Annotated in this window: 20 protein-coding genes; 6 read left to right on the forward strand and 14 right to left on the reverse strand. The window is 71.7% G+C overall.

Going from position 1 to position 25,181, the window contains the following annotated elements; all coding sequences use genetic code 11:
• Positions 1-21: 21 nt before the first annotated feature.
• Positions 22-1,311 (reverse strand): glucarate dehydratase family protein, encoded by a 1,290-nt coding sequence (locus ACWCQ1_RS18965; protein WP_358593401.1) that lies wholly within the window; start codon positions 1,309-1,311, stop codon positions 22-24.
• Complete coding sequence (locus ACWCQ1_RS18970) at positions 1,308-2,273, reverse strand: 5-dehydro-4-deoxyglucarate dehydratase (protein WP_451026952.1); 966 nt, start codon at positions 2,271-2,273, stop codon at positions 1,308-1,310. Before ACWCQ1_RS18970 ends, ACWCQ1_RS18965 begins: the two co-directional genes overlap by 4 nt.
• Positions 2,274-2,349: 76 nt before the next feature.
• On the opposite strand from ACWCQ1_RS18970, the gene ACWCQ1_RS18975 reads away from it, so the two are divergent.
• Positions 2,350-3,135, forward strand: coding sequence for an IclR family transcriptional regulator (locus tag ACWCQ1_RS18975; protein ID WP_133041060.1), 786 nt, complete (start codon positions 2,350-2,352; stop codon positions 3,133-3,135).
• 116 nt (positions 3,136-3,251) lie between these two features.
• Entirely contained in the window at positions 3,252-4,409 is a 1,158-nt protein-coding gene (locus ACWCQ1_RS18980) for an RNA-guided endonuclease InsQ/TnpB family protein (RefSeq protein ID WP_358593399.1), read from the forward strand.
• Between the two features lie 153 nt (positions 4,410-4,562).
• Here the strand turns inward: ACWCQ1_RS18980 and ACWCQ1_RS18985 are convergent, their stop codons facing one another.
• From ACWCQ1_RS18985 to hrcA, 10 genes are all read right to left on the reverse strand, one after another.
• Positions 4,563-5,552 carry an adenosine deaminase gene (locus ACWCQ1_RS18985; protein WP_133041059.1) on the reverse strand — a complete coding sequence of 330 codons (990 nt, stop codon included), beginning with the start codon at positions 5,550-5,552 and terminating at the stop codon, positions 4,563-4,565.
• 20 nt (positions 5,553-5,572) lie between these two features.
• Positions 5,573-6,478, reverse strand: a complete 906-nt coding sequence (locus tag ACWCQ1_RS18990) for a ribonuclease Z (protein ID WP_358593398.1) — start codon at positions 6,476-6,478, stop codon at positions 5,573-5,575.
• 6 nt (positions 6,479-6,484) lie between these two features.
• Positions 6,485-6,838: a histidine triad nucleotide-binding protein gene (locus ACWCQ1_RS18995; RefSeq protein WP_133041057.1), complete on the reverse strand. Its 354-nt coding sequence runs from the start codon at positions 6,836-6,838 to the stop codon at positions 6,485-6,487.
• A 52-nt stretch (positions 6,839-6,890) separates the two neighbouring features.
• On the reverse strand, positions 6,891-10,091 hold the full coding sequence (locus ACWCQ1_RS19000) for a S41 family peptidase (RefSeq protein WP_451026953.1): 3,201 nt from the start codon (positions 10,089-10,091) through the stop codon (positions 6,891-6,893).
• A 45-nt stretch (positions 10,092-10,136) separates the two neighbouring features.
• On the reverse strand, positions 10,137-10,697 hold the full coding sequence (locus ACWCQ1_RS19005; RefSeq protein ID WP_207929622.1) for a hypothetical protein: 561 nt from the start codon (positions 10,695-10,697) through the stop codon (positions 10,137-10,139).
• Between the two features lie 85 nt (positions 10,698-10,782).
• Positions 10,783-11,175 (reverse strand): VOC family protein, encoded by a 393-nt coding sequence (locus ACWCQ1_RS19010; RefSeq protein ID WP_358593396.1) that lies wholly within the window; start codon positions 11,173-11,175, stop codon positions 10,783-10,785.
• Between the two features lie 19 nt (positions 11,176-11,194).
• Positions 11,195-11,941 (reverse strand): 16S rRNA (uracil(1498)-N(3))-methyltransferase, encoded by a 747-nt coding sequence (locus ACWCQ1_RS19015; protein ID WP_133041054.1) that lies wholly within the window; start codon positions 11,939-11,941, stop codon positions 11,195-11,197.
• The gene (locus tag ACWCQ1_RS19020) at positions 11,938-13,014 is read right to left on the reverse strand and encodes a nitronate monooxygenase (protein ID WP_451026954.1); all 1,077 of its coding nucleotides are present in this window, start codon (positions 13,012-13,014) and stop codon (positions 11,938-11,940) included. Before ACWCQ1_RS19020 ends, ACWCQ1_RS19015 begins: the two co-directional genes overlap by 4 nt.
• A gap of 145 nt (positions 13,015-13,159) precedes the next feature.
• Entirely contained in the window at positions 13,160-14,296 is a 1,137-nt protein-coding gene (gene dnaJ / locus ACWCQ1_RS19025; protein WP_133041052.1) for a molecular chaperone DnaJ, read from the reverse strand.
• Entirely contained in the window at positions 14,297-15,313 is a 1,017-nt protein-coding gene (gene hrcA, locus ACWCQ1_RS19030) for a heat-inducible transcriptional repressor HrcA (protein ID WP_133041051.1), read from the reverse strand.
• 150 nt (positions 15,314-15,463) lie between these two features.
• On the opposite strand from hrcA, the gene ACWCQ1_RS19035 reads away from it, so the two are divergent.
• Positions 15,464-16,195 carry an MBL fold metallo-hydrolase gene (locus ACWCQ1_RS19035; protein WP_451026955.1) on the forward strand — a complete coding sequence of 244 codons (732 nt, stop codon included), beginning with the start codon at positions 15,464-15,466 and terminating at the stop codon, positions 16,193-16,195.
• A 31-nt stretch (positions 16,196-16,226) separates the two neighbouring features.
• Positions 16,227-17,030 (forward strand): DUF3097 domain-containing protein, encoded by an 804-nt coding sequence (locus tag ACWCQ1_RS19040; RefSeq protein ID WP_358593393.1) that lies wholly within the window; start codon positions 16,227-16,229, stop codon positions 17,028-17,030.
• A 157-nt stretch (positions 17,031-17,187) separates the two neighbouring features.
• Here the strand turns inward: ACWCQ1_RS19040 and hemW are convergent, their stop codons facing one another.
• Together hemW and ACWCQ1_RS19050 are read right to left on the reverse strand one after the other, a co-directional pair.
• Positions 17,188-18,420: a radical SAM family heme chaperone HemW gene (gene hemW / locus ACWCQ1_RS19045; RefSeq protein WP_451026956.1), complete on the reverse strand. Its 1,233-nt coding sequence runs from the start codon at positions 18,418-18,420 to the stop codon at positions 17,188-17,190.
• Between the two features lie 31 nt (positions 18,421-18,451).
• Positions 18,452-20,374, reverse strand: coding sequence for a SpoIIE family protein phosphatase (locus ACWCQ1_RS19050; RefSeq protein WP_451026957.1), 1,923 nt, complete (start codon positions 20,372-20,374; stop codon positions 18,452-18,454).
• Positions 20,375-20,476: 102 nt separating this feature from the next.
• On the opposite strand from ACWCQ1_RS19050, the gene ACWCQ1_RS19055 reads away from it, so the two are divergent.
• Both ACWCQ1_RS19055 and ACWCQ1_RS19060 read left to right on the forward strand, forming a co-directional pair.
• The gene (locus ACWCQ1_RS19055) at positions 20,477-24,613 is read left to right on the forward strand and encodes a HAMP domain-containing protein (protein ID WP_133041046.1); all 4,137 of its coding nucleotides are present in this window, start codon (positions 20,477-20,479) and stop codon (positions 24,611-24,613) included.
• A gap of 12 nt (positions 24,614-24,625) precedes the next feature.
• Positions 24,626-25,180 (forward strand): response regulator, encoded by a 555-nt coding sequence (locus ACWCQ1_RS19060; protein ID WP_133041045.1) that lies wholly within the window; start codon positions 24,626-24,628, stop codon positions 25,178-25,180.
• Position 25,181: the final 1 nt, after the last annotated feature.

Consider the following 25,181-nt stretch of genomic DNA (forward strand, 5'->3'; position numbering starts at 1 on the left):
CCGTGCGGGCCGTCCCCGGTCCTACCAGCGGGGCACGGCGGGGGTGACCCACTCGGGGTCGGCGATCCGCATCGCCGCCGCGTCGTCGCGCTCGCGCAGCGCACCGTCGTCGTCGAGCCACCTCTGGTGCAGGACGGCGAGCTTCTCCCGGTCGAGTTCGACGCCGAGGCCCGGCGCGTCGGAGACGGTGACCTTGCCGTCGTCGAAGGTCAGCCGCTGGGTGAGGACGTCCTCCGACTGCCAGGGATAGTGGGAGTCGCAGGCGTGGTGGAGGTTCGGGACGGTGGAGGCGACATGGGTCATCGCGGCCAGGCTGATCCCGAGGTGCGTGTTGGAGTGCATGGAGATCCCGACGCCGAACGTCCGGCAGATCGCGGCGAGTTGCTGGGTGTTGCGCAGCCCGCCCCAGTAGTGGTGGTCGGAGAGGACGACCTGGACGGCGTCCCGGGTGAACGCCTCCTTGATCTCGGCGAAGGTCGTCACGCACATGTTGGTGGCGAGGGGCACGTCGGTGCCGGCGGAGACCTCGGCCATCGCGGGCGTGCCGAGCGCCGGGTCCTCCAGGTACTCCAGGACGTCCGCGAGCTCCCCGGCGACCTTCAGTGAGGTCTCCACGGACCAGGCGCCGTTCGGGTCGAGCCGCAGCGGGTGACCGGGGAAGGCCTCGGCGAGGGCGCGTACGGCGGCGATCTCCTCCTCGGGCGGGAAGACACCGCCCTTGAGCTTGAACGAGGTGAACCCGTACCGCTCCTTGAACAGCCGCGCCTGCGCGACGACGCCCGCCGGGTCGACGGCCGCGCCCCAGTCGTCCTGCTCGCAGGCCACGCCCTCGGGATGGGCGGCCCACTTGTAGAACAGGTACGCGCTGTACTCGACGGCGTCCCGGACCTTGCCGCCGAGCAGCGCGTGCACGGGCAGGCCGAGCGTCTTGCCGAGGGCGTCCAGACAGGCCACCTCGAAGGCGGAGACGACGGACAGGCGCAGCTTGTCGGCGGTCTGGACGCCGCGCAGTCCGCCGACGTCGACCTGTCCGGAGACCCGGGCGTCGTCCACGGCGACCTCGTCGGCGAGGGTGAACAGGCCGTTGAGGTCGTCCACTTGACGGCCCTTCAGCTTCTCGGCGAAGGGGCGTGCCAGTTCCAGGTACTTGGTGTCGCCGTACGTCTCGCCGACGCCGGTGATCCCGTCGCCCGTCAGGACCTCCACGATCAGCCGCGGGGTGTACGGCTGGTGCACGCCCTGGGTGTTGAGCAGCGGCGGGTCGGCGACCAGGATCGGGGTCAGCCAGACGTCCGTGATCGTGAGGTTCACAGGGAGGCTCCTACGAGGTCGAGGCCGGTGGCGAGGAGGGCCCGCAGGTCGGCCAGGTCGGCGGGCGAAGGGTCGGTGAGCGGGGCGCGGACGGGGCCGACGGGACCTCCGCGCAGCCGGGCCGCGGCCTTGACGAGGGACACGGCGTAGCCGGGTACCCGGTCGCGGAGTTCCACGAATGGCACGTAGAAGTCGCGCAGCAGCCGGTCCATGGCCTTGTCGTCGTGTGCGCGCAGGGCGGTGAAGAAGGCGTTCGCGATCTCGGGCGCGAAGGCGTGCACGGCGGAGGAGTAGGCGGGGACGCCGACGGTGGCGTACGCGCGGGCCTGGATCTCGGCGGTGGCGGCGCCGTTGAAGAACAGGAAGCCCTGGGGTGCGGCGAGGGTGAGGCGCTGGAGCCGGTCGAGGTCGCTGTGGCCGTCCTTGAGGCCGATGACGTTCGGGATGTCCGCGATCCGCCTCAGGGAGGCGGGTGTGTAGGCGACTTGGCCGCGCTGGTAGGCGATCAGCGGGAGCCGGGTGCGGGCCGCGATCTGTTCCAGCTGGGCGACGAGGCCCTCCTGCGGGGCGCCGACGAGGTAGTGCGGCAGCACGAGCAGGGCGTCGGCGCCGGCCTCCTCGGCGATGCGCGCGAAGCGGGCGGCCTGCGCCCAGCCGTAGCCGGTCCCGGCGACGACGGGCACCCGGCCGGCCGCCTCCTCGACGGCGACGGTGACGACCTGGCGGTACTCGTCCTCCTCCAGCGAGAAGAACTCGCCGGTGCCGCAGGCGGGGAAGAGGGCGCCGGGCGCGGTGGCGAGCCGGTCCGCGACATGGGCGCGGAAGCCGTCCGGGTCGAGCGAGCCGTCGTCGTGGAAGGAGGTCAGCGGGAAGGAGAGCACTCCGCCCTCCATGCCCTCCCGCAGCCTGCGCGCGGTCGTTTCCGTCTCACCCGTCACGACGTCTCCCCATATAGATGCCATCCACGTATGGAGACAAAGCCTAGGTATGCGAACGTCGGGCGTCAACGGGCGGATGGCGGCGGACTACCATCGCCCCATGTCGGAGACAGGCGGCGGTGTTCGCGAGGTGAAGTCCGCGGCACGGACGGTCGAACTGCTGGAACTGCTCGCCGCGCGCGGCGACCGGCCGGCACGGCTGCAGGAACTGGCGGAGGCGCTCGAGGTGCCGCGCAGCTCGATGTACGCGCTGCTGCAGACGCTGATCGGCCGGGGCTGGGTGCGCACGGACATCACCGGCTCCCTCTACGGCATCGGCATCCACGCCCTGCTGACCGGCACCAGCTATCTGGACTCCGACCCGCGCGTGCGGGTCGTACGGCCGTATCTCGACGAGGCGTCGGAGGCACTGGGCGAGACGATCCACCTGGGGCGCCTGGACGGCCGGGACGTGGCCTATCTGGCCACCCGGGAGTCGCACGAGTACCTGCGGACCATCAGCCGGGTCGGCCGCCGCCTGCCGGCGCACGTGGGCGCGCTCGGCAAGGCACTTCTGGCCGAACGCCCCGACGACGACCTCCCCGAGGGCCCGTACGAGGCCCTCACCCCCAACACCCGCACCACCAGGGAGGCGTTGGCCGCCGACCTCGCCGAGGTCCGCGCCCGCGGCTACGCCATCGACCGCGAGGAGGGCGTCCTCGGCATCGTCGGCTTCGGGTTCGCGCTGCGCTACGAGGTCCCGGCGCAGGACGCGGTCAGCTGCTCGGTGCCGGTGGCGCGGCTGACGCCGGAGCACGAGGAGCGGATCGTGGCGGTGATGCGGGAGATCAGGACGAAGATCGAGGCGACGGCACCGGGCGCGGGGGGCGCCCCATACTGGCGGTAGCCAACGAGACCCAGAACAGCCCGCACAGGCACGCGCGTCTGTGAGAGATTCACTTGTTCGGGTGAGAGTGTGCGATCCAGGTCCTGACGTGCGAGCACGTCACTACGGTTGCTGTCATGCGATTGGTGGTGCAGGTCAAACTGCTGCCAACACCCGAGCAAGCTCAGGCGTTGGATGCGACGCTGCACGCCTGCAACCGGGCCGCCAATTACGTCTCCCGCATCGCGTTCGAGTCGGGGGTACGGGACCGCAACGGGCTTCAGAAGGCCGTGTACGCGGATGTGAAAGCCGCCTTCGACCTTTCAGCACAGCCCGCGGTGCGGGTGGTGAGGAAAGTCGTGGACGCCTACACGACGCTGGCGGCACAGCTGAAGGCGGGATTGCTGGACGGGAAGGGACCGAAGCGGCACCGCAAGGCCACTGGCTCGCCGGTCAGCTTCCGGCCGGAGGCGGCACAGCCGTTTGACGACCGGTGCTTGTCTTGGCAGACCGATGCCCACACCGTGTCGATCTGGACCGTGAACGGTCGGCTGCGCGGCATGCGCTACACCGGCGAGCCAGGACAGATGAAACTCCTTTCGGAGCACCGCAAGGGGGAGAGCGATCTGATTCGGAAGAAAGGCAAGTGGTACCTACTAGCCACCTGTGAGGTCCCCGACCCCGAGATCACCGAACCGACCGACTGGATCGGGGTAGATCGCGGCATTGTCAATCTCGCCACTACCAGTGACAGCGTCAACTACCAAGGACACCGTCTGCGTCGGTACCGGCGTTGGCAGGCCCACAAGCGCGCCGAACTACAGCGGAAAGGCACGCGCTCGGCCACCCGCCGTCTGGCCCGCCGAGCTCAGAAGGAACAGCGGCATGCCACACACGTAAACCACAAGATCAGCAAGGAGATCGTGTCCGTCGCGCAACGCACCGGACGGGGTATCGCTGTCGAGCAATTGGACGGGATCCTGGACCGGGTACGGCTTCGTCGCGACCAGCGGAACACCCTCTCCTCGTGGCCGTTCCACCAGCTGGGACAGCACCTCGCCTACAAGGCTCGCCGGGCAGGAGTTCCGTTTCTTGAAGTGGATGCGGCCCACACCTCGCAGCGCTGCCCGCGCTGCGGGCACATCGAGAAGGCCAACCGGCCTTCACGAGACCGCTTCTGTTGTCGTCGGTGTGGCCTCGCTGGGCCTGCCGATGTCGTCGCCGGGGTCAACGTGCGCAATCGCGCACGCTCGGCGTGGGTGTTTGTCACCGCACCCGTCTCTGCTCCCACATAACGTCGTGAGAGCAGGGAGATGCGACCCGTAACCGTCCTGTCGTAGGGGGCAGTCGGGAGCGCGACAAGGTGTGAACGCAACCGAGCCGCACAGGCCCGGTCGTTTACGGCTGAGAAGGTGACGGCCGGGTACCTCGCTACGACGCCTGCTGCCTCAAAACGCGTATGCCTCGACCTCGGCGAGGTACCGCGCCCGCCGCTCCTCGTCGTCCTCCAGGAAGGACGCCAGGAAGGAGTTGCGGGCCAGTTGCCGGAGCCGGTCCTGGGACAGGCCCAGGGTCCGCTGTACGGCCTCGAAGTTGTCGCCCGCGTAGCCGCCGAAGTAGGCCGGGTCGTCGGAGTTGACCGTGCACATCAGCCCCGCGTCGAGCATCGCCGGCAGGGGGTGGTCGGCGAGGGTGTCGACCGTGCGGAGGCGGACGTTGGACAGCGGGCACAGGGTCAGCGGTATCCGCTCCCGCACCAGCCGCTCGACCAGCGCCGGGTCCTCGACGCACCGCAGCCCGTGGTCGACCCGCTCGACGCCGAGCACGTCCAGCGCCTCGGTGATGTACTCCGGCGGCCCCTCCTCACCGGCGTGGGCCACGCGCCGCAGCCCGAGGTCCGCGGCGGCGGCGTACACCTCGCGGAACTTCACCGGCGGATGCCCGACCTCCGCGGAGTCGAGTCCGACGCCGGTGATCCGGTCCAGGTACGGCTTCGCCGCGTGCAGGGTCTGCAGGGCCGACTCGGCGGATTCGTCGCGCAGGAAGCAGAGGATGAGCCGGGTGGAGACGCCGTGGTCGGCCTCGCTGCTCCCCAGCGCCCGCCACAGCCCCTCGACGATCGTGCCCATCTCCACGCCCCGCGCGAGATGCGCCTGCGGGTCGAAGAAGATCTCCGCATGCCGGACGCCCTGCGCGGCAGCGCGGGCGAGGTAGGCGTCGGCGAGGTCCTCGAAGTCCCGCTCGGTGCGCAGGACGGCCATGAGCTCGTAGTACAGGTTCAGGAAGGACTGGAGGTCCGCGAAGTCATAGGCCTCGCGGAGCTCGGCGGTGTCGGCGTACGGCAGTTCGACGCCGTTGCGGGCGGCCAGCTCGAAAGCGAGCTCCGGCTCCAGGGTTCCTTCGATGTGGAGGTGCAGTTCTGCTTTGGGGAGGGGCATCGCAGTATCGTACGGGTGATTTAACGACGTTTCGGAACCGGGATCCGCAGCAGGTCGTGCGCCACCGTGAGCTCGCCCTCGAAGCCGGCCGCGCGCGCCTGCCGCTCGAACTCCTCGGGGTCGGTGTAGCGCTGGCTGAAGTGCGTCAGCACCAGGTGCCGTACGCCGGCGTCCCGGGCCACGCGGGCCGCCTGGCCGGCGGTGAGGTGGCCGTGTTCGGTGGCGAGGCCGGTGTCCTCGTCGAGGAAGGTCGACTCGATGACGAGCAGGTCGACGCCGTCCGCGAGCGCGTGCACGCCGTCGCAGAGGCGGGTGTCCATGACGAACGCGAACCGCTGGCCGCGGCGGACCTCGCTGACGTCGTCGAGCGAGACGCCGTCCAGTGAGCCCTCGCGCTGGAGGCGGCCGACGTCCGGGCCTCTGACGCCGTGCGCGGCGAGACGCTCGGGGAGCATACGGCGGCCGTCGGGTTCGGTGAGGCGGTAGCCGTAGGACTCGACGGGGTGGGAGAGCCGGCGGGCCTCCAGCGTGTACGCCGGGGTGGTGGCCAGCGGGCCGTCCGTGTGGACCGGGGCCTCGGTGAGCGCGACCGTCTCGCGGTACGCCGTCGCGTGGCGCAGGCGGTCGAAGAAGCGTTGCCCGCTGCGCGGGTAGTGCGCCGTGATCTCGTGCGGGACCTTGTCGAGGTTGATCCGCTGGATCACGCCGGCGAGGCCGAGGGAGTGGTCGCCGTGGAAGTGGGTGACGCAGATGCGGTTCAGGTCGTGCGCGGCGACCCCGGCGCGCAGCATCTGGCGCTGGGTGCCCTCGCCGGGGTCGAAGAGGATGCCCTCGCCGTCCCAGCGGAGCAGGTAGCCGTTGTGGTTGCGGTGCCGGGTCGGGACCTGGCTGGCTGTGCCGAGGACGACCAATTCACGTACCGACACGGTGGGTTATCCGGGGGGCCACTGCAGGCCGCGGCCGCCGAGGACGTGGGCGTGGGCGTGGAAGACGGTCTGGCCCGCGCCGGCGCCGGTGTTGAAGACGATGCGGTAGCTGTCGAGCTTCTCGTCCTCCGCGACGGACCGGGCCTCTGTGAGGACGTCGGCCGCGATGGCGGGTTCGGCGGCGGCGAGGGTGGCCGCGTTCTCGTAGTGGACCTTGGGGATCACCAGGACGTGGGTGGGGGCCTGGGGGTTGATGTCCCGGAAGGCGACGGTGGTCTCTGTCTCACGGACGATCGTGGCGGGGACGTGCCCTTCCGCGATCTTGCAGAACAGGCAGTCGTCCTGCGGTTCCCCGGCCATGTGCCCTCCTGAACAGCGGTGATCGGATGTGGGGCCACTCTATCGTCGGCGGTCAGGCCGGCAGGCCCGGCGGCGTCTTCGCCGGGCTGGTCTCCAGTGCCTCCAGCGCGAGCCTGATCGCCTCGTCCAGTTGGGCGTCACGGCCGGCCGCGTGGTCCTGGGGCCGCTGCACGACCTCCACGTCCGGGTCGACGCCGTGGTTCTCCACGCCCCAGCCGTAACCCTCCAGCCAGAACGCGTACTTCGGCTGGGTGACCAGGGTGCCGTCGACCAGGCGGTAGCGGCTGTCGATGCCGATGACCCCGCCCCAGGTGCGGGTGCCGACGACCGGGCCCAGGCCCAGGGCCTTGATCGCGGCGTTGACGATGTCGCCGTCGGAGCCGGAGAACTCGTTGGCCACGACGACCACGGGGCCGCGGGGGGCGTCCTCGGGGTAGCTGTAGGGGCGCAGTCCGCGTGGCAGGTCCCAGCCGACGATCCTGCGGGCCAGCTTCTCGACGACCAGCTGGGAGGTGTGGCCGCCGCGGTTCTCGCGGACGTCGACGACCAGGCCCTCGCGGGCCACCTCGACGCGCAGGTCGCGGTGGATCTGGGCCCAGCCGGGGGCCTGCATGTCGGGGACGTGGAGGTAGCCGAGGCGGCCGTCGGAGCGCTCGTGGACGTAGGCGCGGCGGTCGGCGACCCAGGCGTGGTAGCGCAGGGGTTCCTCGTCGGCGACGGGGACGACGACGGCGTGCCGGGGGTCGCCGCCGCCGGAGGGGAGGATCGTCAGCTCGACGGGTTTGCCGGCCGTGCCGACCAGGAGCGGTCCGGGCCCGGTGACCGGGTCCACCGGGCGGCCGGCGACCGCGACGATCGCGTCCCCGGCGCGGACCGCGACACCGGGCGCGGCCAGCGGGGAGCGGGCGTCGGGGTCGGAGGTCTCGGCGGGGAGGATGCGGTCGACGCGCCAGGCGCCGTCCTCGTGGCGGGAGATGTCGGCGCCGAGCAGACCCTGGCGTTCGCCGTGGCCGTGGTTGCCGCGCGGGGTGACGTAGGCGTGGGAGGTGCCGAGTTCGCCCTGGACCTCCCAGAGGAGGTCGACGAGGTCGTCGTGGGCGGCGACGCGGTCGAGGACGGGCCTGTAGCGGTCCAGGACGCCGTCCCAGTCGACGCCGCCGAGGTCGGGGCGCCAGAAGTTGTCCCGCATGAGGCGGCCGGTCTCGTCGTACATCTGGCGCCACTCTGCGGCGGGGTCCACGGTGTGGCGGACGCGGCCGAGGTCGACGGTGATGTTGCTGTCGCTGTCGTCGTCGTTCGAGGCGCGCCGGTCGCTGGGGACGACCTTGAGCTTGTCCTCGGTCCACAGCAGGACGCGCTTGCCGTCGCCACTGACGGCGAAGTGGTCGGCGTCGGAGGCGAGGTGCTCGATGCGCTGCTGGGCCAGGTCGTAGCGTTCCAGGGCCGTCCTGGGGTCCGGGTCGTCCGGGGTGGCCCGGGAGGCGCCGAGGACGCCGCGCACGGGGTGGCGCAGCCACAGCACCCCGTCCTTGGCGGCGCGCAGGGTGGAGTAGCGGGCGGCCTCGACCGGGAAGGGCACGATCCGGTCGGCCAGTCCCTCGAGGTCGACACGGGTGCTGGGGGTGCCCTCGCTGTCGGGGGTCTCGTCCTTGTCCGGGGCGTCGAAGGGGAGGCCGTGGCGCTGCGGTCCGAACGGGGACGGGGTGGTCGCCGCGAGGGGGATCAGGTGCGGGCGGGAGCCGCCGACGAAGGCGAGGTCGAAGACGTGCTCGTCGTAGACCGGGTCGAAGGAGCGCGCGGAGAGGAAGGCGAGGTGCTTGCCGTCGAGGGTGAACGCCGGCGCGTAGTCGCGGAAGCGGAGCGGGGTGGCCTCGGTGACCGACAGGTCGGTGGTGTTGGCGAGGCGCAGCTGCCGCAGCGGGCGCGGGCCGGGGTGGGACCAGGCGAGCCAGCCGGAGTCGGGGGAGAAGACCAGGCCGGAGACGTCCCCGTCGGTGGAGCGGTCCACCTCGCGGACCTCGCCGGTGTCCCGTTCGACGAGCAGGACGCGTCCGTCGTGCGCGGCGACGGCGACGCGGCCGCCGTCGGGGGCCACGGCGAGGTCGAGGACCCGGCCGAGCTGTCCGGCGGCCAGCCGACGCGGGGTTGTGCCGGGGGCGGTGCCGGTCGCGGGGGCGAACTCCAGGGCGTCGTCGCCCTCGGCGTCGGTGACCCAGACGACGTGTTCCTCGCCGTCCACCCGGAAGGTGCGCGGCAGCCGGGCCCGTACGCCGGGTTCGGCGGCCAGGGCGCGGGCGGGGCCGGAGCGGTGGGTGACCCAGTGCACGGAGCCGCGGACGGCGACCGCGCTGCCGCGGGCGGTGTGGTCGGGGTGCGCGGAGCCGAACCAGCGGGCGGCGTTCACCGGGAACGGCTGCAGGTCGAGCCGGGGGCCGCCGAGCCGGACGTCCAGGCGGCGCGGCTCGGCGGTGTCCAGGTCGTCGAGGATCCACAGCTCACCCGCGGACGCGTACACCAGCCGGGTGCCGTCGCCGGCGAGATGGCGGGCGTAGAAGCCGTCGATCGGGGTGTGCCGGCGCAGGTCGGAGCCGTCGGCGAGGGAGGAGTAGACGGCGCCGACGCCCTCGTGGTCGGAGAGGAAGGCGATCCGGTCGCCGGTCCAGACGGGGCTCTCGAGGTTGCCGTCCACGTCCTCGTGCAGGCGCACGAACTCGCCGTCGCCGTCCCGGTCGATCCACAACTTGCCCGCCGTGCCGCCCCGGTAGCGCTTCCACCAGGCCGCCTCGCGGCCCATGGGCGCGGAGAGCAGGACGGTGGACGGGCCGAAGGCCACATGGCCGACGGGGCCGTAGGGCAGGGTGGCCGCCGGGCCGCCGTCGAGCGGAATCGCCCGTGCCCAGCTGCGGCGCAGGCTGGCCTGGCCCTGGGTGCTGATCGCGAGGACGTCTCCGTCCGGGGTCCAGCCGCGCACCTGGGTGCGTGAACTGCCCCAGTACGTCAGGCGTTTCGCGGAACCGCCGTCGATCGGGGCCACATGGACCTCGGGGGCGCCGTCGCGGGTGGAGGTCCAGGCGACGGTGGTGCCGTCGGGCGAGATGCGGGGGTGGTTCACCGGCACGTTGTCCGCGCTGACCCGCCAGGCCCGGCCGCCGTCGAGGGGGGCGAGCCACACGTCGTCCTCGGCGGTGAAGGCGAGCAAGTCGCCGTGCAGGTGCGGGAACCGGAGATACGCGGGGGCTGCGGGCTGCGTCACACGATCACTCTAGGCAGCCGCCGGGTCGCCGGGCAGCGGTTTGGATCACTTGCCCTGGACCGGCCAGCACTGCGGGTCGCCCTTGCACCAGATGGTCCGCGTGACGGTCACGGTGACGGTGGCGCCGGGCTGGTTGCCGTTGCCGCCGCTGGGGTTGTTCACGATCGGGGAGGGCGTGGAGGTGCAGTCGCCGAGCCCGGCGACGTGGAACAGCGTCTTGCCGCCGACCTTGGCCGTCAGGTCACCGCGCACACAGGCGCCGTCCACGGCGCGGGTGACCTTGCCGGTGACGGTGATGTCCTTGCCGTCCTTGGTCTGCCCCTGGCAGTCGACGTTGGCGACGGTGGTCTCGCTCGCGCTGGGCATGGTGTTGTGACTGGTGTTGTTGTTGCCGTAGTTGGCGGTGCAGCTGAGCCACTGCACGTCGATGTTGTGCCGCTTCAGTTCCTTGGTCGCGGTCTGGTCGGTGGTGTACGCGACGGCCGCGGTGCCGAGCCCACCGGGATCACAGGCCACGGCCCCTCCGACGGCCACGACGGCAAACCCCGCCACGGCCGCCACCCGTCGTGCCGGTGGCCGTCGCCAACTGCGCCTCAACGCCCCCATGAAGGGCAGCCTGCCACCGAGTGCGCGTCCGCGGAAGGGCGCATACGGTCATTGGAGCGCCCCTCGAGGAGGAGCCGACCCGGCCTCAGGTCCGCAGCAGCAGCCACTCCTGCAGCTCCACCAGGTTGCCCTCGGGGTCCTTGAGATGGGCCACGCGCATGCGGTCGGTCATCGGGGCGGGACCGTGCAGCACGGTGGCCCCGCGCTCCGTGATCCGCTCGCAGTAGCCGTCGAGGTCGTCGACGCGCAGCACCACCAGCGAGCGGTGGCCGGTGGCCGTGTCGCCCAGTTCGTCCAGGACCTCGGCCATCATCGAGCGGTCCTGCAGGGCGATCCCCGCCGATCCCGTGGCCGGGCTGAACTTCTCGTACGGTCCCTCGCTCGCCCCGGACTGCGGCTTCAGCCCGAGGACGTCGGCGTAGAAGCGGTAGCAGGCGGCGAAGTCGGCGACGAGGAGGCGGACTTGGGCGAGTTCCACGTGGTCCCCCGGTGGGTGGTCAGGACCAGCGGCCGGTGCGGCCCAGGAGCAGGGCCGCAGCCGCGGTGCCGGCGGTCGATGTACGCAGCACGGTAGGCCCCAGCACGTACGCCTTCGCACCCGCCTCCTCGAACAGCGCCAACTCGTCCTTGGACACGCCCCCTTCGGGGCCGACGACCAGCACGATCTCGCCGTGGGCGGGGAGTTCGGCGGTGGCCAGGTGCTCGCTGCGGTGCTCGAAGTCGGAGTGCAGGACGGCGGCGAGGTCGGCTTTGGCGAGAAGTGCGGCAACCTGTCTGGTCGTCGCCGCGTCCGCGATCTCGGGGAAGCGGACCCGCCGGGACTGCTTGCCGGCCTCCCGGGCGGTGGCCCGCCACTTGGCGAGCGCCTTCAGTCCGCGCTCGCCCCGCCACTGGGTGATGCAGCGGGCGGCCTGCCAGGGCACGACGGCGTCGACACCGACCTCGGTCATGGTCTCCACGGCCAGTTCACCCCGGTCGCCCTTGGGCAGGGCCTGGACGACCGTGATGCGCGGGGCGGGCTCCGGCTCCTCGGACACCGAGACGATGCGGACGAGCAGCCGGTCCTTGCCCTCGGCGCCGGTCACCTCGCACGCCGCGTGCCGACCGGCGCCGTCGGTGAGGACGACCTCCTCGCCGGGCTGCAGCCGCTTCACCGAGACCGCGTGCCGGCCCTCGGCGCCGTCGAGGACGTACGGACCGGCGCCGGCCGGCAGGTCCTCGGCGACGAACACCGGCGCGGTCATCGCAGGTCCCCCTGGCCCGACAACGCCGTCCGGGCCGCGTCGAGCTCGGCGGCGAGGACCTCGACCAGCTGCCCGGCCGGCAGCTCGCGGGCCATGCGGTGCCCCTGCCCCGCCCACAGCGCCATGCCCTGCGCGTCGCCGGACGCGGCGGCCTTCTTGCGCAGGGGCGCGGTGATGTGGTGGAGCTGGGGGTAGGCGGCGGGGGCGTACGGGCCGTGCTCACGCATGAAGCGGTTGACCAGGCCGCGGGCCGGGCGGCCGGAGAAGGCGCGGGTGAGTTCCGTCCGCGTGAACAGGGGGTTGGTGAGCGCCTGCTTGTGGACGGCGTTGGCGCCGGACTCGGCCGTGGCCAGGAACGCGGTGCCGAGCTGGGCCGCGCTCGCGCCCGCCGCGAGGACGGCGGCGATCTGGCCGCCGCGCATGATGCCGCCGGCGGCGACGATCGGGATGGCCACGGTCTCGCTGACCTGGGCGACGAGGGAGAGCAGGCCGATGCCGGCGCCGTCGTTCTCCGGGGTGTCGCGGTGGGTGCCCTGGTGGCCGCCGGCCTCCACGCCCTGCGCGATCACCACGTCGGCCCCGGACCGCTCCACGGCGAGGGCCTCCTCGGCGGTGGTCGCGGTGACCAGGACGAAGGTGCCCAGGCGGTGCAGGGAGTCGACGACGTCCCGGCTGGGGACGCCGAAGTGGAACGACACCACGGGCACCGGGTTGTCCAGCAGGACGGCGAGCTTGGCGTCGTAGCCGTCGTCGCGGCCGCTGTCCGGGTCGCCGAGCTCGGTCTCGTACCAGGCGGCCTCACCGGTCAGCTGGTGGGTGTAGATCTCCACGGCGCCCTGGTCGGCGTACTCCGGCTGCGGCAGGAAGAGGTTCACGCCGAAGGGGCGGCTGGTCAGGCTCCGCAGCTGCTTGATCTCCTGGTACATGCCGTCGGCGGTCTTGTACCCACCGGCCAGGAACCCCAGCCCGCCGGCCTCGGACACGGCGGCGGCGAGCGCGGGCACGGAGACGCCGCCCGCCATGGGGGCCTGCACGATCGGATACGGGAAGAGATCGGTCAGCGCGGAGGACATGACCGCATGTTGTCACGTCCTCCCAACAAGTCCGAATCGGGCATCCCCACGGCACGGACCACCTGAATGAGCGAGCCTCAGCACCCGTTGGCGGCGCCTGCCCGGGGGCCAACCCCCGGCCCCCCGGCAGCCCGCTCAGCCCGCGTCAGCGCCCGTTGAACGCATCCTTCAGCCGCGAGAACAGCCCCTGCTGCCCGGGCTGGAACTGGCCCTGGGGGCGTTCCTCGCCGCGGAGCTTGGCCAGTTCGCGCAGGAGGCGTTCCTGTTCCGGGTCGAGCTTGGTGGGGGTCTGGACCTCGACGTGGACGATCAGGTCGCCCCGGCCGCCGCCGCGCAGATGCGTGACGCCCCGGCCGTGCAGCGGGATCGACTGGCCGGACTGGGTGCCGGGCCTGATGTCGACCTCCTCCATGCCGTCCAGCGTCTCCAGCGGCACCTTGGTGCCCAGGGACGCCGCCGTCATCGGGATCGTCACCGTGCAGTGCAGGTCGTCCCCGCGCCGCTGGAAGGTGGAGTGCGGGAGCTCGTGGATCTCGACGTACAGGTCACCGGCCGGGCCGCCGCCCGGGCCGACCTCGCCCTCGCCGGCGAGCTGGATCCGCGTGCCGTTGTCCACACCGGCCGGGATCTTCACGGTCAGCGTGCGGCGGGAGCGGATCCGGCCGTCACCGGCGCACTCCGGGCACGGCGTGGGCACGACCGTGCCGAAGCCCTGGCACTGGGGGCAGGGACGCGACGTCATGACCTGGCCCAGGAAGGACCGGGTCACCTGGGAGACCTCACCGCGGCCACGGCACATGTCACACGTCTGCGCGGTGGTGCCGGGGGCCGCTCCCTCGCCGTTGCAGGTGTTGCAGACGATCGCGGTGTCGACCTGGATGTCCTTCGTGGTGCCGAAGGCCGCCTCGTCGAGCTCGATCTCCAGCCGGATCATCGCGTCCTGGCCGCGCCGGGTGCGCGAGCGCGGGCCGCGCTGGGACGCCGTACCGAAGAACGCGTCCATGATGTCCGAGAAGTTCCCGAAGCCGCCGGCGCCGAAGCCGCCCGCGCCACCGCCGCCCGCCTGCGAGAGCGGGTCGCCGCCGAGGTCGTAGACCTGCTTCTTCTGCGGGTCCGAGAGCACCTCGTAAGCGGCGTTGATCTCCTTGAACCGCTCCTGGGTCTTCGGATCGGGGTTGACGTCCGGGTGCAGCTCGCGGGCGAGCCGCCGGAAGGCCTTCTTGATCTCTTCCTGCGACGCGTCGCGGCGCACGCCGAGAACGGCGTAGTAGTCCGTGGCCACTTACGACTCCGCCAGGATCTGTCCGACGTACCGTGCCACTGCGCGTACCGCTCCCATCGTTCCCGGGTAATCCATGCGGGTCGGTCCGACCACGCCGAGTTTGGCGACTGCCTCGCCGCCCGAACCGTAGCCGACCGAGACCACGGACGTGGAGTTGAGTCCCTCGTAGGCGTTCTCGTGACCGATGCGTACGGTCATGCCCGAATCCCCCGCCTCTCCAAGCAACTTGAGAAGGACGACCTGCTCCTCCAGCGCCTCCAGGACGGGCCGGATGGTGAGGGGGAAGTCATGTCCGAAGCGGGTCAGATTGGCGGTTCCGCCGATCATCAGCCGCTCCTCGTTCTCCTCGACGAGCGTCTCCAGGAGGGTGGAGAGCACCGTCGCTACGGTACCCCGGTCCTCCACGTCGAAGGCCTCGGGCAGGTCCTCCACGAGACGCGGGACGTCCGTGAAGCGCCGTCCCGCGACCCGGCTGTTGAGCCGCGCCCGCAGGTCCGCGAGCGAGGCCTCACCGAAGGGCGCCGGGCAGTCGACCATGCGCTGCTCCACCCGGCCGGTGTCCGTGATCAGCACGAGCATCACGCGCGCGGGGGCGAGCGAGAGCAGTTCCACGTGCCGCACGGTCGAGCGGGTGAGCGAGGGGTACTGCACGACGGCGACCTGCCGGGTCAGCTGCGCGAGCAGCCGGACCGTCCGCGCGACGACGTCGTCGAGGTCGACTGCGCCGTCGAGGAAGTTCTGGATCGCGCGCCGCTCGGGGGCGCTCATCGGCTTGACGCCGGCGAGCTTGTCGACGAACAGGCGGTAGCCCTTGTCGGTGGGGATGCGCCCGGCGCTGGTGTGCGGCTGGGCGATGTACCCCTCGTCCTCCAGGGCGGCCATGTCGTTGCGGACCGTCGCCGGGGAGACGCCGAGGTTGTGCCGCTCGGTCAGGGCCTTCGACCCGACCGGCTCCTCGGTGCCGACGTAGTCCTGGACGATGGCGCGCAGCACCTGGAGCCGTCGTTCACTCAGCATGCGCACACCTCCAGAAGTCGTCCCCTAGCCACTTCGCCTGGCACTCTGTCCCGCCGAGTGCCAGCGTTCCCCGGCCCAGTGTACGGCTGTGGGGTACACCCAGGGCAAGGTCGGGCACGGTTGAGAGGGTCGTACCGTTAGCGTCGCGGTATGACGGTGACTTGGGAAGAGCTCGGGTGGGAGCGGGTCGCGGCCGGGGTGGGGCGGTGCCGGCTGCCGGGGTGGGACTGCACGGCGGGGCTGGTCGTGGGGGCGGGCACGGCGCTGGTGATCGACGGCGGGTCGAGCCTGGCGGAGGGCGTGGAGCTGCGGACCCGGGCGGAGGCGCTGGCCGGTCATCGTGTGACCCATCTCGCGCTCACGCATCCGCACTTCGACCACGTCCTCGGGGCGCCGGCCTTCGCGGGCGCGGAGGTGTACGGCGCGGTCGGCATCGACACGGTGTTCGAGGCCCGGCACGCGCGGGAGGAACTGTTGGCGGACGCGGTGCGCAACGGGCTGGACGCGGACGTGGCCGAGGAGGCCGTGACCGCCCTCGTCGCGCCCCGCCATCATGTCTCCGGCGAGTGCACCCTCGACCTGGGCGGCGGCCGGCAGGTGCTGCTGGCGAACGTGGGCCCGGGCCACACGGCCCATGATCTCGTGGTCCTGGTGCCCGGCTCACCGGAGGTGGTCTTCTGCGGCGATCTGGTCGAGGAGTCCGGCGAACCGCAGGCGGGACCGGACGCCGTACCGTCGCACTGGCCGGCCGCCCTGGACAGGCTGCTGGCTCTCGGCGGCGAGGACGCGCTGTACGTGCCCGGTCACGGAGCGGTGGTGGACGCGGGGTTCGTACGGGCGCAACGGGACGCGCTGGCGGCGCGTTTCGGCGTGTCGCGGTGATCGCCGCCGCGCTTCTCCTATCGTCATCCGAATGCGCCAGTACTCCGCCGACCTGACCCCTCCCTGGAAGAAGCCGAAGCCCGTCCCGGAGGTCCCGGCGGAGCCCGGTCTGGTGGTGGAGGAGCCCGGCACCGGTTTCTGCGGGGCGGTGATCCGCTGCGAGGCCGGAACGGTGACCCTGGAGGACCGCTTCGGCAAGCACCGGGTGTTCCCGCTGGAGCCGCGGGGATTCCTGCTGGAGGGCAGGGTGGTCACCCTGGTCCGCCCCTCCTCGGCCCCGGCACGCCCCACCCGCACCGCCTCCGGCTCGGTCGCCGTCCCCGGCGCACGCGCGCGTGTGGCCCGCGCCGGGCGCATCTACGTGGAGGGCCGGCACGACGCGGAGCTGGTGGAGAAGGTCTGGGGCGACGACCTGCGCATCGAGGGCGTGGTCGTGGAGTACCTGGAGGGCGTGGACGACCTGCCGTCGATCGTGGCGGACTTCGCCCCCGGCCCGGACGCCCGGCTCGGTGTGCTGGTCGACCATCTGGTCCCGGGCACCAAGGAGTGGCGCATCGCGGAGTCGGTGACCAGCGACCACGCCCTGGTCGTCGGCCACCCGTACATCGACGTCTGGGAGGCGGTGAAGCCGTCGGCCCTGGGCATCGAGGCATGGCCGCGCATCCCGCGCGGCCAGGACTGGAAGACGGGCGTGTGCCGGGCGCTGGGCTGGCCGGACAACACGGGCGCCGCCTGGCAGGGCATCCTCTCCCGCGTCCACTCCTACAGGGACCTGGAGCCCGAACTCCTGGGCCGAGTGGAGGAACTGATCGACTTCGTCACGACCCCCGCCTGACGGCCGGGCGGTCGCGGCCCTCTTCCTCCACCGCCTGACAGCACCTTGCGCGGCGCCCGGCGGGCCGGCGGGCACGAGCACCCGGCCGATCATGTTCCCGTCCCCGAAGCGGCCTCCCGTGAGCGATCACGGCCGCGCGATCTGTCCGCAGGCCGGTTCAGTCCACCAGGTCCCTGACCACGGCGTCCGCCAGCAGGCGCCCGCGCAGGGTGAGCACCGCGCGGCCCTCGTCGTACGGGCCCTGCTGCAGCAGTTCGTCCGTCAGGGCCCGGTGTGCGGCGGCCAGGCCGTCCGGCTTCAGGAGGGTCAGCGGTACGCCCTCCCGCAGCCGCAGCTCCAGCAGGATCCGCTCCACCCGGCGGTCCTCGTCCGTCAGGAGTTCACGGCCGGCGCCCGGTGAGCGCCCCGCCGCCAGCGCCGCCGCGTACGCGCCGGGGTGCTTCACGTTCCACCAGCGCACCCCGCCGACGTGCGAGTGCGCGCCGGGACCCGCGCCCCACCAGTCGGCGCCGCGCCAGTACAGCTCGTTGTGCAGACAGCGGGCCTCGGGAGCGGTCGCCCAGTTGGAGACCTCGTACCAGTCGAAGCCCGCCGCGGACAGGACGTCCTCCGCGATCAGGTACCGGTCCGCGTGGACGTCGTCGTCCGTCATCGGGACCTCGCCGCGGCGGATCCGGCGGGCGAGCTGCGTGCCCTCCTCGACGATCAGCGCGTACGCCGACACATGGTCCGGGCCCGCCTCGATCGCCGCCTCCAGCGAGGCCCGCCAGTCGTCGTCCGACTCCCCCGGGGTGCCGTAGATCAGGTCCAGGTTGACGTGCTCGAAGCCGGCCGCCCGGGCCTCCGCGACGCACGCCTCGGGGCGGCCGGGGGTGTGGGTGCGGTCCAGGACCTTCAGTACGTGCTGCTTCGCGCTCTGCATGCCGAAGGAGACGCGGTTGAAGCCGCCCTCGCGGAGGGCGGTCAGACAGGCCGGGTCGACCGACTCCGGGTTGGCCTCCGTGGTGACCTCGGCGTCGGGCGCGAGGCCGAACTCGTCGCGGATCGCCGACAACATCCGTACGAGATCGTCCGCCGCCAGCAGTGTCGGCGTGCCGCCGCCGACGAAGACCGTGCGGACCGGGCGCGGGTCGTCGCCGAGGACCTTGCGGGCCAGGCGGATCTCGTCGACCAGGGTGTCCGCGTAGTTGTCCCGGGAGGCGAGGACACCGCCCGTGCCGCGCAGCTCGGTCGCGGTGTAGGTGTTGAAGTCGCAGTACCCGCAGCGGGTGGCGCAGTACGGGACGTGCAGGTAGAAGCCGAGGGGGCGGTCGGCCGCCCCGGTGAGCGCGGAGGCGGGGAGCGCGCCGTCGGCGGGGACCGGCTCGCCGTCGGGGAGTGCGGAAGGCATGCCCTCCATTGTCCCGTACCGCCGCGACTGCTCACTCCGCCTGCAGCACCAGCAGCGCCAGGTCGTCCTCCGGCGGCCTGCCGCCGAACTCGTGCACCAGCCTCTTGATGCGCTCGGCGATCAGCTCCGCGCTCAGGCCCGCGCAGCCGGCCAGGGCGGTGGCGAGGCCGTCGGCGTCGTCGAACTGGCGGGAGCCGGAGCGGCGCTCGGTGACGCCGTCGGTGACGCACAGGAGGGTGTCGCCGGGGCCGAGCTCGAAGGTCTCGCTGGTGTAGGTCTCGTCCTCGATGACGCCGAGCAGGGTCTGCGGACGGGCCGCCGTGCGGACGGTGCCGTCGGCGCCGAGCAGCAGCGGCAGGGGGTGGCCGGCGGAGGCGAGGGTGCAGCGGACGCCGTCGCCGACGGGGACCAGCTCGCCGTACAAGAGGGAGAGGAAGCGGGTCTGGGGGCCGTCCCCGGGGCCCGGTGGGCGGCCGCTCGCGAGGGCGCGGGCGGCGGCGTCGGCGGCCTCCGTGGTGTCGTCGAGGAGCAGCTGGTTGAGGCGGTCGAGGACGTCGGCGACGCGGTAGCCCTCGCGGGCCAGCAGCCGCAGCCAGGGCCGGGCGAGCCCGATGACGACGGCGGCCTCGGGGCCCTTGCCCTGGACGTCGCCGACGGCGAAGCACCAGCGGCCGTCCCCGGCCGGGAAGACGTCGTAGAAATCGCCGCTGGGGCCGCCCTTGTCGCAGGGTTCGTAGACGAGTGCGCTGCGTACGCCTGGGATCTCGGCGACTGCGACGGGCAGCAGACCGCGCTGCAGGACCTGGCTGATGGTGGCCTGGCGGGCGTACTGGCGGGCCGTGCCGATGGCGAGGGCGACCCGGCGGCTGAGGTCCTCGACCAGGCCGGTGACCTCGTCGGGGAAGCGCGGCAGTCCGGAGCGGCCGATGACGAGGGTGCCGAGGGGGCGGCCGCCCGCGATCAGCCGGTAGGCGAGGGCGGTGCCGTGCGCCTCGCGCAGATCGAGCGCGCCACCGGGCCAGGGGTAGGGAACCGGCCCGGACCGCAAGCCCTCGGTGGGGCGCGGCGGATCCTTCTCCAGGGCCGCGCGCAGTTCCTCGATGCGGTTCTCGCTGCAGTGCCACACCCGGGCCAGTCTCGGCCCGGCGCCGGGGCCCGAGACGCCGTCGGCGTCCCAGCGGCCCATGGCCTCGTCCTCCGTCCACACCGCGCACCAGTCGGCGAGCCGCGGCACGATCAGCTGTCCGGCGAGCGCGGCGACCAGGTTCTCGTCCAGCTGCCCGGCGAGCAGGTCGGAGGCCTCGGCGAGGAAGGACAGGGCTCCCCGGCCCAGCCACTCCCGGTCGCGCTCGGCGCGCCGAGGCTCGGGCGCGAGGATCTCGGCGACGCCGAGCCCGCGCTCCAGGGCCTCCCGGCCGGCGTACGCTGCGATCTCGTCGCCGGCCGTGTCGCCCTCGGCGGACAGCCGCGCCCACACCGTCTTCGCACCCCGGCGGTAGGTGACGCCCCAGGACTCGGCGAGCGCGGTCACCAGCCGCAGTCCGCGCCCGTACTCCGGTGTCTCGTGCGGCACTTCGGGCTCCGAGCCGCGCGGGGCACGAGAGGGGTGCTGGTCGCGGACCTCGACGACGAGCGCGCCGGTCGCCTCCTCCAGCCGGCACTCCACCTCGACGTCGGTGCCCGCGTGCACGACGGCGTTGGTGACGAGTTCGCTGGTGACGAGGACGGCGTCGTCGGTGAGGCGGTCGGTGATGTGCTCGGTGCCGGGTCGTTCCTCCTCGGCCCACTCGGCGCAGGCGGCGCGCACCAGGGCCCGGGCGGCCCCGGGCGTGACGGCGCTTCCGGGCAGCGTGGCGTGCGCCCGCGCACCGCCCCGCGCGCCGTCCGCGTCCTGGGGCGCCGGCGCGTCGGAGGCACGGGAAGCCGTCTCCCGTTGAGTCGGAATGGCCCCCATGCCCACCTCCCCGAGCAGTTCGGACGAATACGCCTCAGTCGATGCGGACAGAGTGACAGACTGGCCACGCCCATAAGCGCCGAGTTACCGAAGTGGGCCGCCATGAGTGAGAACAGTGCTACGCCAGTGCTCGAAGACGGACAGAAACCGGAACAACTCCGAGCATCTGAGCTGCGCCCGCTGCTCGCGGCGATGACGGCCGCGCGGGACGGCGACTTCACGAAGGTTCCGGAAACCGGCCATGGCATGGTGGCCGAACTGACGGCGCTCTTCAACCAGATCATGGACCGCAGCACCCACTTCAACGTCGAAGTGCAGCGGGTGAAGCGGGAGTTGGTGCGTCATGGGCGGCTCGACGAGCGGCTCACGGCGAGCCCGGGGCAGGGTGCCTGGACCTCCCGCGTCAACGATGTGAACCAGGTGCTGGACGCCCTGGTGGCCCCGGCGGCGAACGCGACCCGGGTGCTGGACGCGGTGGCGGGCGGCGATCTGACCCAGCGGGTGGATCTGCACGACGGCAACCGGCAACTGCGCGGGGATCTGCGCAGGCTGGGCCGGGCCGTGAACAAGATGGTCGACCAACTGTCGCTGTTCACCGGCGAGGTGACCCGGGTCGCGCGCGAGGTGGGCACGGAGGGGCGTCTGGGCGGGCGCGCCAAGGTGCAGGGTCTGTCGGGCAGTTGGCGGGATGTGACCGAAGCGGTCAACACCATGGCGTCCAGGCTGACCGCCCAGGTGCGCGACATCGCCCTGGTGACCACGGCGGTGGCACGCGGCGACCTGACCCGTACGGTCACGGTCGAGGCGACCGGTGAGCTGCTCGAACTGAAGCTGACCGTGAACACGATGGTCGACCAGCTGTCCGCCTTCGCCGACGAGGTGACCAGGGTCGCCCGCGAGGTGGGCACCGAGGGCCAGTTGGGCGGCCGCGCTCAGGTGCGCGGGGTGAGCGGGGTCTGGAAGGACCTGACCGACAACGTCAACTTCATGGCGTCGAACCTGACCTCCCAGGTCCGCAACATCGCCCAGGTCACCACGGCCGTCGCCAACGGCGACCTCAGCCAGAAGATCACCGTCGACGCCCAGGGCGAGATCCTGGAGCTGAAGTCGACCATCAACACGATGGTGGACCAGCTCTCCGCCTTCGCCGACGAGGTCACCCGCGTCGCCCGCGAGGTCGGCACCGAGGGGAACCTGGGCGGGCGGGCGCAGGTGCGGGGTGTGTCGGGCGTCTGGAAGGACCTCACCGACAACGTCAACTTCATGGCGGACAACCTGACGTCGCAGGTCCGCAACATCGCTCTCGTCTCCACCGCCGTCGCCCAGGGCGATCTCGGCAAGAAGATCACGGTGGAGGCGAAGGGCGAGATCCTGGAGCTGAAGTCCACGATCAACACCATGGTGGACCAGCTCTCCGCCTTCGCCGACGAGGTCACCCGCGTCGCCCGCGAGGTCGGCACCGAGGGAAACCTCGGAGGTCAGGCCCAGGTCCGGGGCGTGTCGGGCGTCTGGAAGGACCTCACCGACAACGTCAACTTCATGGCGCTGAACCTGACCTCGCAGGTCCGCAACATCGCCCAGGTCACCACCGCCGTCGCCAACGGCGACCTCTCCAAGAAGATCACCGTCGACGCGCGCGGCGAGATCCTCGAACTCAAGGACACCGTCAACACGATGGTGGAGCAGCTGCGCGCCTTCGCCGACGAGGTCACCCGCGTGGCCCGCGAGGTCGGCACCGACGGACGGCTCGGCGGACGCGCCCAGGTGCTGGGTGTCTCCGGTGTGTGGCGGGATCTGACCGACAACGTCAACTACATGGCCGACAACCTGACTTCACAGGTGCGGAACATCGCCCAGGTCACCACCGCCGTCGCCAACGGCGACCTCTCCAAGAAGATCGACGTGGACGCGCGCGGCGAGATCCTGGAGCTCAAGACCGCCATCAACACCATGGTCGACACCCTGTCCTCCTTCTCCTCCGAGGTCACCCGGGTGGCCCGCGAGGTCGGTTCCGAGGGCCAGCTCGGCGGCCAGGCACGGGTCGAGGGTGTGTACGGCACCTGGAAGCGCCTGACGACGAACGTGAACGAACTCGCCCTGAACCTGACCACCCAGGTCCGGGCGATCGCCGAGGTCGCCTCCGCGGTGGCGCAGGGCGACATGTCCCGCTCGATCACGGTGGAGGCGCGCGGCGAGGTCGCCGAGCTGAAGGACAACATCAACCTGATGGTGGCCAACCTCCGCGAGACGACCCGCGCCAAGGACTGGCTGGAGTCGAACCTCGCCCGGCTCGCGGCCCTGATGCAGGGCCACCGGGACCTGATGGAGGTCGCCGACCTGATCCTGCGCGAGCTGACCCCGCTGGTGAACGCCCAGTACGGCGCGTTCTTCCTGGCCGACCCGGACGAGGACGGTTCGTCCCTCCGCACAACCGTTCCGGCAAAGGGACTGGCGTTCATCGCGGGCTACGGCTCGGCGCAGGGCGCGACCGTGGAGACGGGCGGTCTGCCGGTGCACGGTCTGGTGCGCCAGGCGGCCCGGGAGAAGAAGCGGATCCTGGTCGAGGAGGCCCCGCCGGACTACATCAAGATCAACAGCGGTCTCGGTGAGGCGGCTCCCACCAGCGTCGTGATCATCCCGATCCTCTTCGAGGACAAGCTGCTCGGCGTGATCGAGCTGGCCTCCTTCTCCCGCTTCTCCGACGTCCACCTGGCGTTCTTCGACCAGTTCGTGAACACCATCGGCGTCGCCATCAACACGATCATCGCCAACTCCCGTACGGAGTCCCTGCTGGGCGAGTCCCAGCGCCTCGCCATGCAGCTCCAGGAACGCTCCGACGAACTGCAGAAGCAGCAGGCGGAGTTGCAGCGCTCGAATGCCGAACTGGAGGAGAAGGCGGCCCTGCTGGCCACCAGCTCCCAGTACAAGTCGGAGTTCCTGGCGAACATGTCCCACGAACTGCGCACCCCGCTGAACTCCCTGCTGATCCTGGCGCGGCTGCTCTCGGACAACCCGGACGGCCATCTCTCCGACCAGGAGGTGCAGTTCGCGACGACGATCCACCGCTCGGGCTCGGATCTGCTGCAGCTGATCAACGACATCCTCGACCTGTCCAAGATCGAGGCCGGCCGGATGGACGTACGGCCGAAGAAGCTGCCGCTCATCAAGCTGCTCGACTACGTCCACGCCACCTTCCGCCCGCTCACCCTGGACCGGGGGCTCGCCTTCGAGGTGGCGGTCGGGGAGGACGTGCCGCGCGAGATGTACTCGGACGAGCAGCGCCTCCAGCAGATCCTGCGCAACCTGCTCTCCAACGCGATCAAGTTCACCGCGACCGGGCGGGTCGAGCTGCGGGTGAGCCGGGTCAAGGACCCCGAGCACCGCTACGTCCAGGGCAGCGACGAGGTGATCGCCTTCGCCGTCAGCGACACCGGCATCGGCATCGCGGCGGAGAAACTCCCGGTGATCTTCGAGGCGTTCCAGCAGGCGGACGGCACCACCAACCGCAAGTACGGCGGCACGGGCCTCGGTCTGTCCATCAGCCGCGAGATCGCCGGCCTGCTGGGCGGCCGTATCGTCGCCGAGAGCGAGCCGGGGCAGGGCTCCACCTTCACGCTGTACGTCCCCGTCGTCAGCCCCGGTCACGCGGCGACCGGACCGGCGCCCGAGGACCGTACGCCGCCGGTGCAGGAGCAGCCCGCCGCCGAGCCGTTCACGGCCACGCACGACGTGGACGACTCCTGGCCCGCGCCGACCAAGCTGGAGGCGTGGAAGGCCGGGCGGGCCGGTCAGGTGCTGCCGGGGCGGCGGGTGCTGATCGTCGACGACGACATCCGCAACGTCTTCGCGCTCACCCATGTCCTCGGCCGCGTCGGCATGCCCGTGCTCTACGCGGAGAACGGCCGCGAGGGCATCGAGACCCTGGAGCGCAACCCGGACGTCGAACTGGTCCTGATGGACATCATGATGCCGGAGATGGACGGCTACGAGACCATCGCCGCCATCCGCCGTGCCCCGCGCTGGACGGGTCTGCCGATCGTCGCGCTCACCGCGAAGGCGATGCCCGGCGACCGGGAGAAGTCCATCGCCCGGGGCGCCAACGACTACGTACCGAAGCCGGTGGACGTCGACCAGCTGCTGACGGTCGTCTGCGCGCTGCTGGATCCGGAGGGCGCGGGACACGCGGAACGGGCGGACACCGAGGAGGCGGCGGCGACGCCGGCGCCGGAAACCGAATGAGGCACAGTCACCATGAGCGCTGAGGCAACGACCGACGAGCGCGCCGGCATCCTCCTCGTGGACGACATGGAGGACAACCTGATCGCGCTGGAGGCCGTCCTGGGGTCCCTCAACGAGCCGCTGGTCCGCGCGCGTTCGGGCGAGGAGGCGATGAAGGCGCTGCTGCGCCGGCGCTTCGCCCTGGTCCTGCTCGACGTGCGGATGCCGGGCATGGACGGCTTCGAGACGGCCGCCAACATCAAACGGCTCGACCAGACCAAGGACGTCCCGATCATCTTCCTGACCGGCGCGGACGACGACTCCGGCTACGCCTTCCGCGGCTACGCGACGGGCGCGGCGGACTACCTGACCAAGCCGTTCGACCCCTGGGTGCTGAGGGCCAAGGTCACCGTCTTCCTCGACCTGCACCGCAAGAACCGGCAACTGGAGCGGCTGCACGGCGAACTGAGCCACCGACTGGCGGAACTGGAGCACCAGTTCACCGGCGAGAACCCCCCGGACCTGAACCGCCTGCACGCCCAGATCCGAGAGTTACGACGCCTGGTACCCCACGGCCACCCGGTGTGAC

The sequence above is a fragment of the Streptomyces sp. NPDC002144 genome (genome assembly GCF_053593695.1).

What these genes read in the sequence shown, in the direction of transcription:
- ACWCQ1_RS19035 (WP_451026955.1), top strand. Translation starts at nt 15,464, where the DNA reads ATGACGGTGACTTGGGAAGAGCTCGGGTGGGAGCGGGTCGCGGCCGGG.
- ACWCQ1_RS18985 (WP_133041059.1), bottom strand. Translation starts at nt 5,552, where the DNA reads ATGCCCCTCCCCAAAGCAGAACTGCACCTCCACATCGAAGGAACCCTG.
- ACWCQ1_RS18995 (WP_133041057.1), bottom strand. Translation starts at nt 6,838, where the DNA reads ATGGCCGGGGAACCGCAGGACGACTGCCTGTTCTGCAAGATCGCGGAA.
- ACWCQ1_RS19005 (WP_207929622.1), bottom strand. Translation starts at nt 10,697, where the DNA reads ATGGGGGCGTTGAGGCGCAGTTGGCGACGGCCACCGGCACGACGGGTG.
- ACWCQ1_RS19060 (WP_133041045.1), top strand. Translation starts at nt 24,626, where the DNA reads ATGAGCGCTGAGGCAACGACCGACGAGCGCGCCGGCATCCTCCTCGTG.
- ACWCQ1_RS19020 (WP_451026954.1), bottom strand. Translation starts at nt 13,014, where the DNA reads ATGTCCTCCGCGCTGACCGATCTCTTCCCGTATCCGATCGTGCAGGCC.
- hemW (WP_451026956.1), bottom strand. Translation starts at nt 18,420, where the DNA reads ATGCCTTCCGCACTCCCCGACGGCGAGCCGGTCCCCGCCGACGGCGCG.
- ACWCQ1_RS19015 (WP_133041054.1), bottom strand. Translation starts at nt 11,941, where the DNA reads ATGACCGCGCCGGTGTTCGTCGCCGAGGACCTGCCGGCCGGCGCCGGT.
- hrcA (WP_133041051.1), bottom strand. Translation starts at nt 15,313, where the DNA reads ATGCTGAGTGAACGACGGCTCCAGGTGCTGCGCGCCATCGTCCAGGAC.
- ACWCQ1_RS18975 (WP_133041060.1), top strand. Translation starts at nt 2,350, where the DNA reads ATGTCGGAGACAGGCGGCGGTGTTCGCGAGGTGAAGTCCGCGGCACGG.
- ACWCQ1_RS19050 (WP_451026957.1), bottom strand. Translation starts at nt 20,374, where the DNA reads ATGGGGGCCATTCCGACTCAACGGGAGACGGCTTCCCGTGCCTCCGAC.
- ACWCQ1_RS18980 (WP_358593399.1), top strand. Translation starts at nt 3,252, where the DNA reads ATGCGATTGGTGGTGCAGGTCAAACTGCTGCCAACACCCGAGCAAGCT.
- ACWCQ1_RS19055 (WP_133041046.1), top strand. Translation starts at nt 20,477, where the DNA reads ATGAGTGAGAACAGTGCTACGCCAGTGCTCGAAGACGGACAGAAACCG.
- ACWCQ1_RS19040 (WP_358593393.1), top strand. Translation starts at nt 16,227, where the DNA reads ATGCGCCAGTACTCCGCCGACCTGACCCCTCCCTGGAAGAAGCCGAAG.
- ACWCQ1_RS18970 (WP_451026952.1), bottom strand. Translation starts at nt 2,273, where the DNA reads ATGGCATCTATATGGGGAGACGTCGTGACGGGTGAGACGGAAACGACC.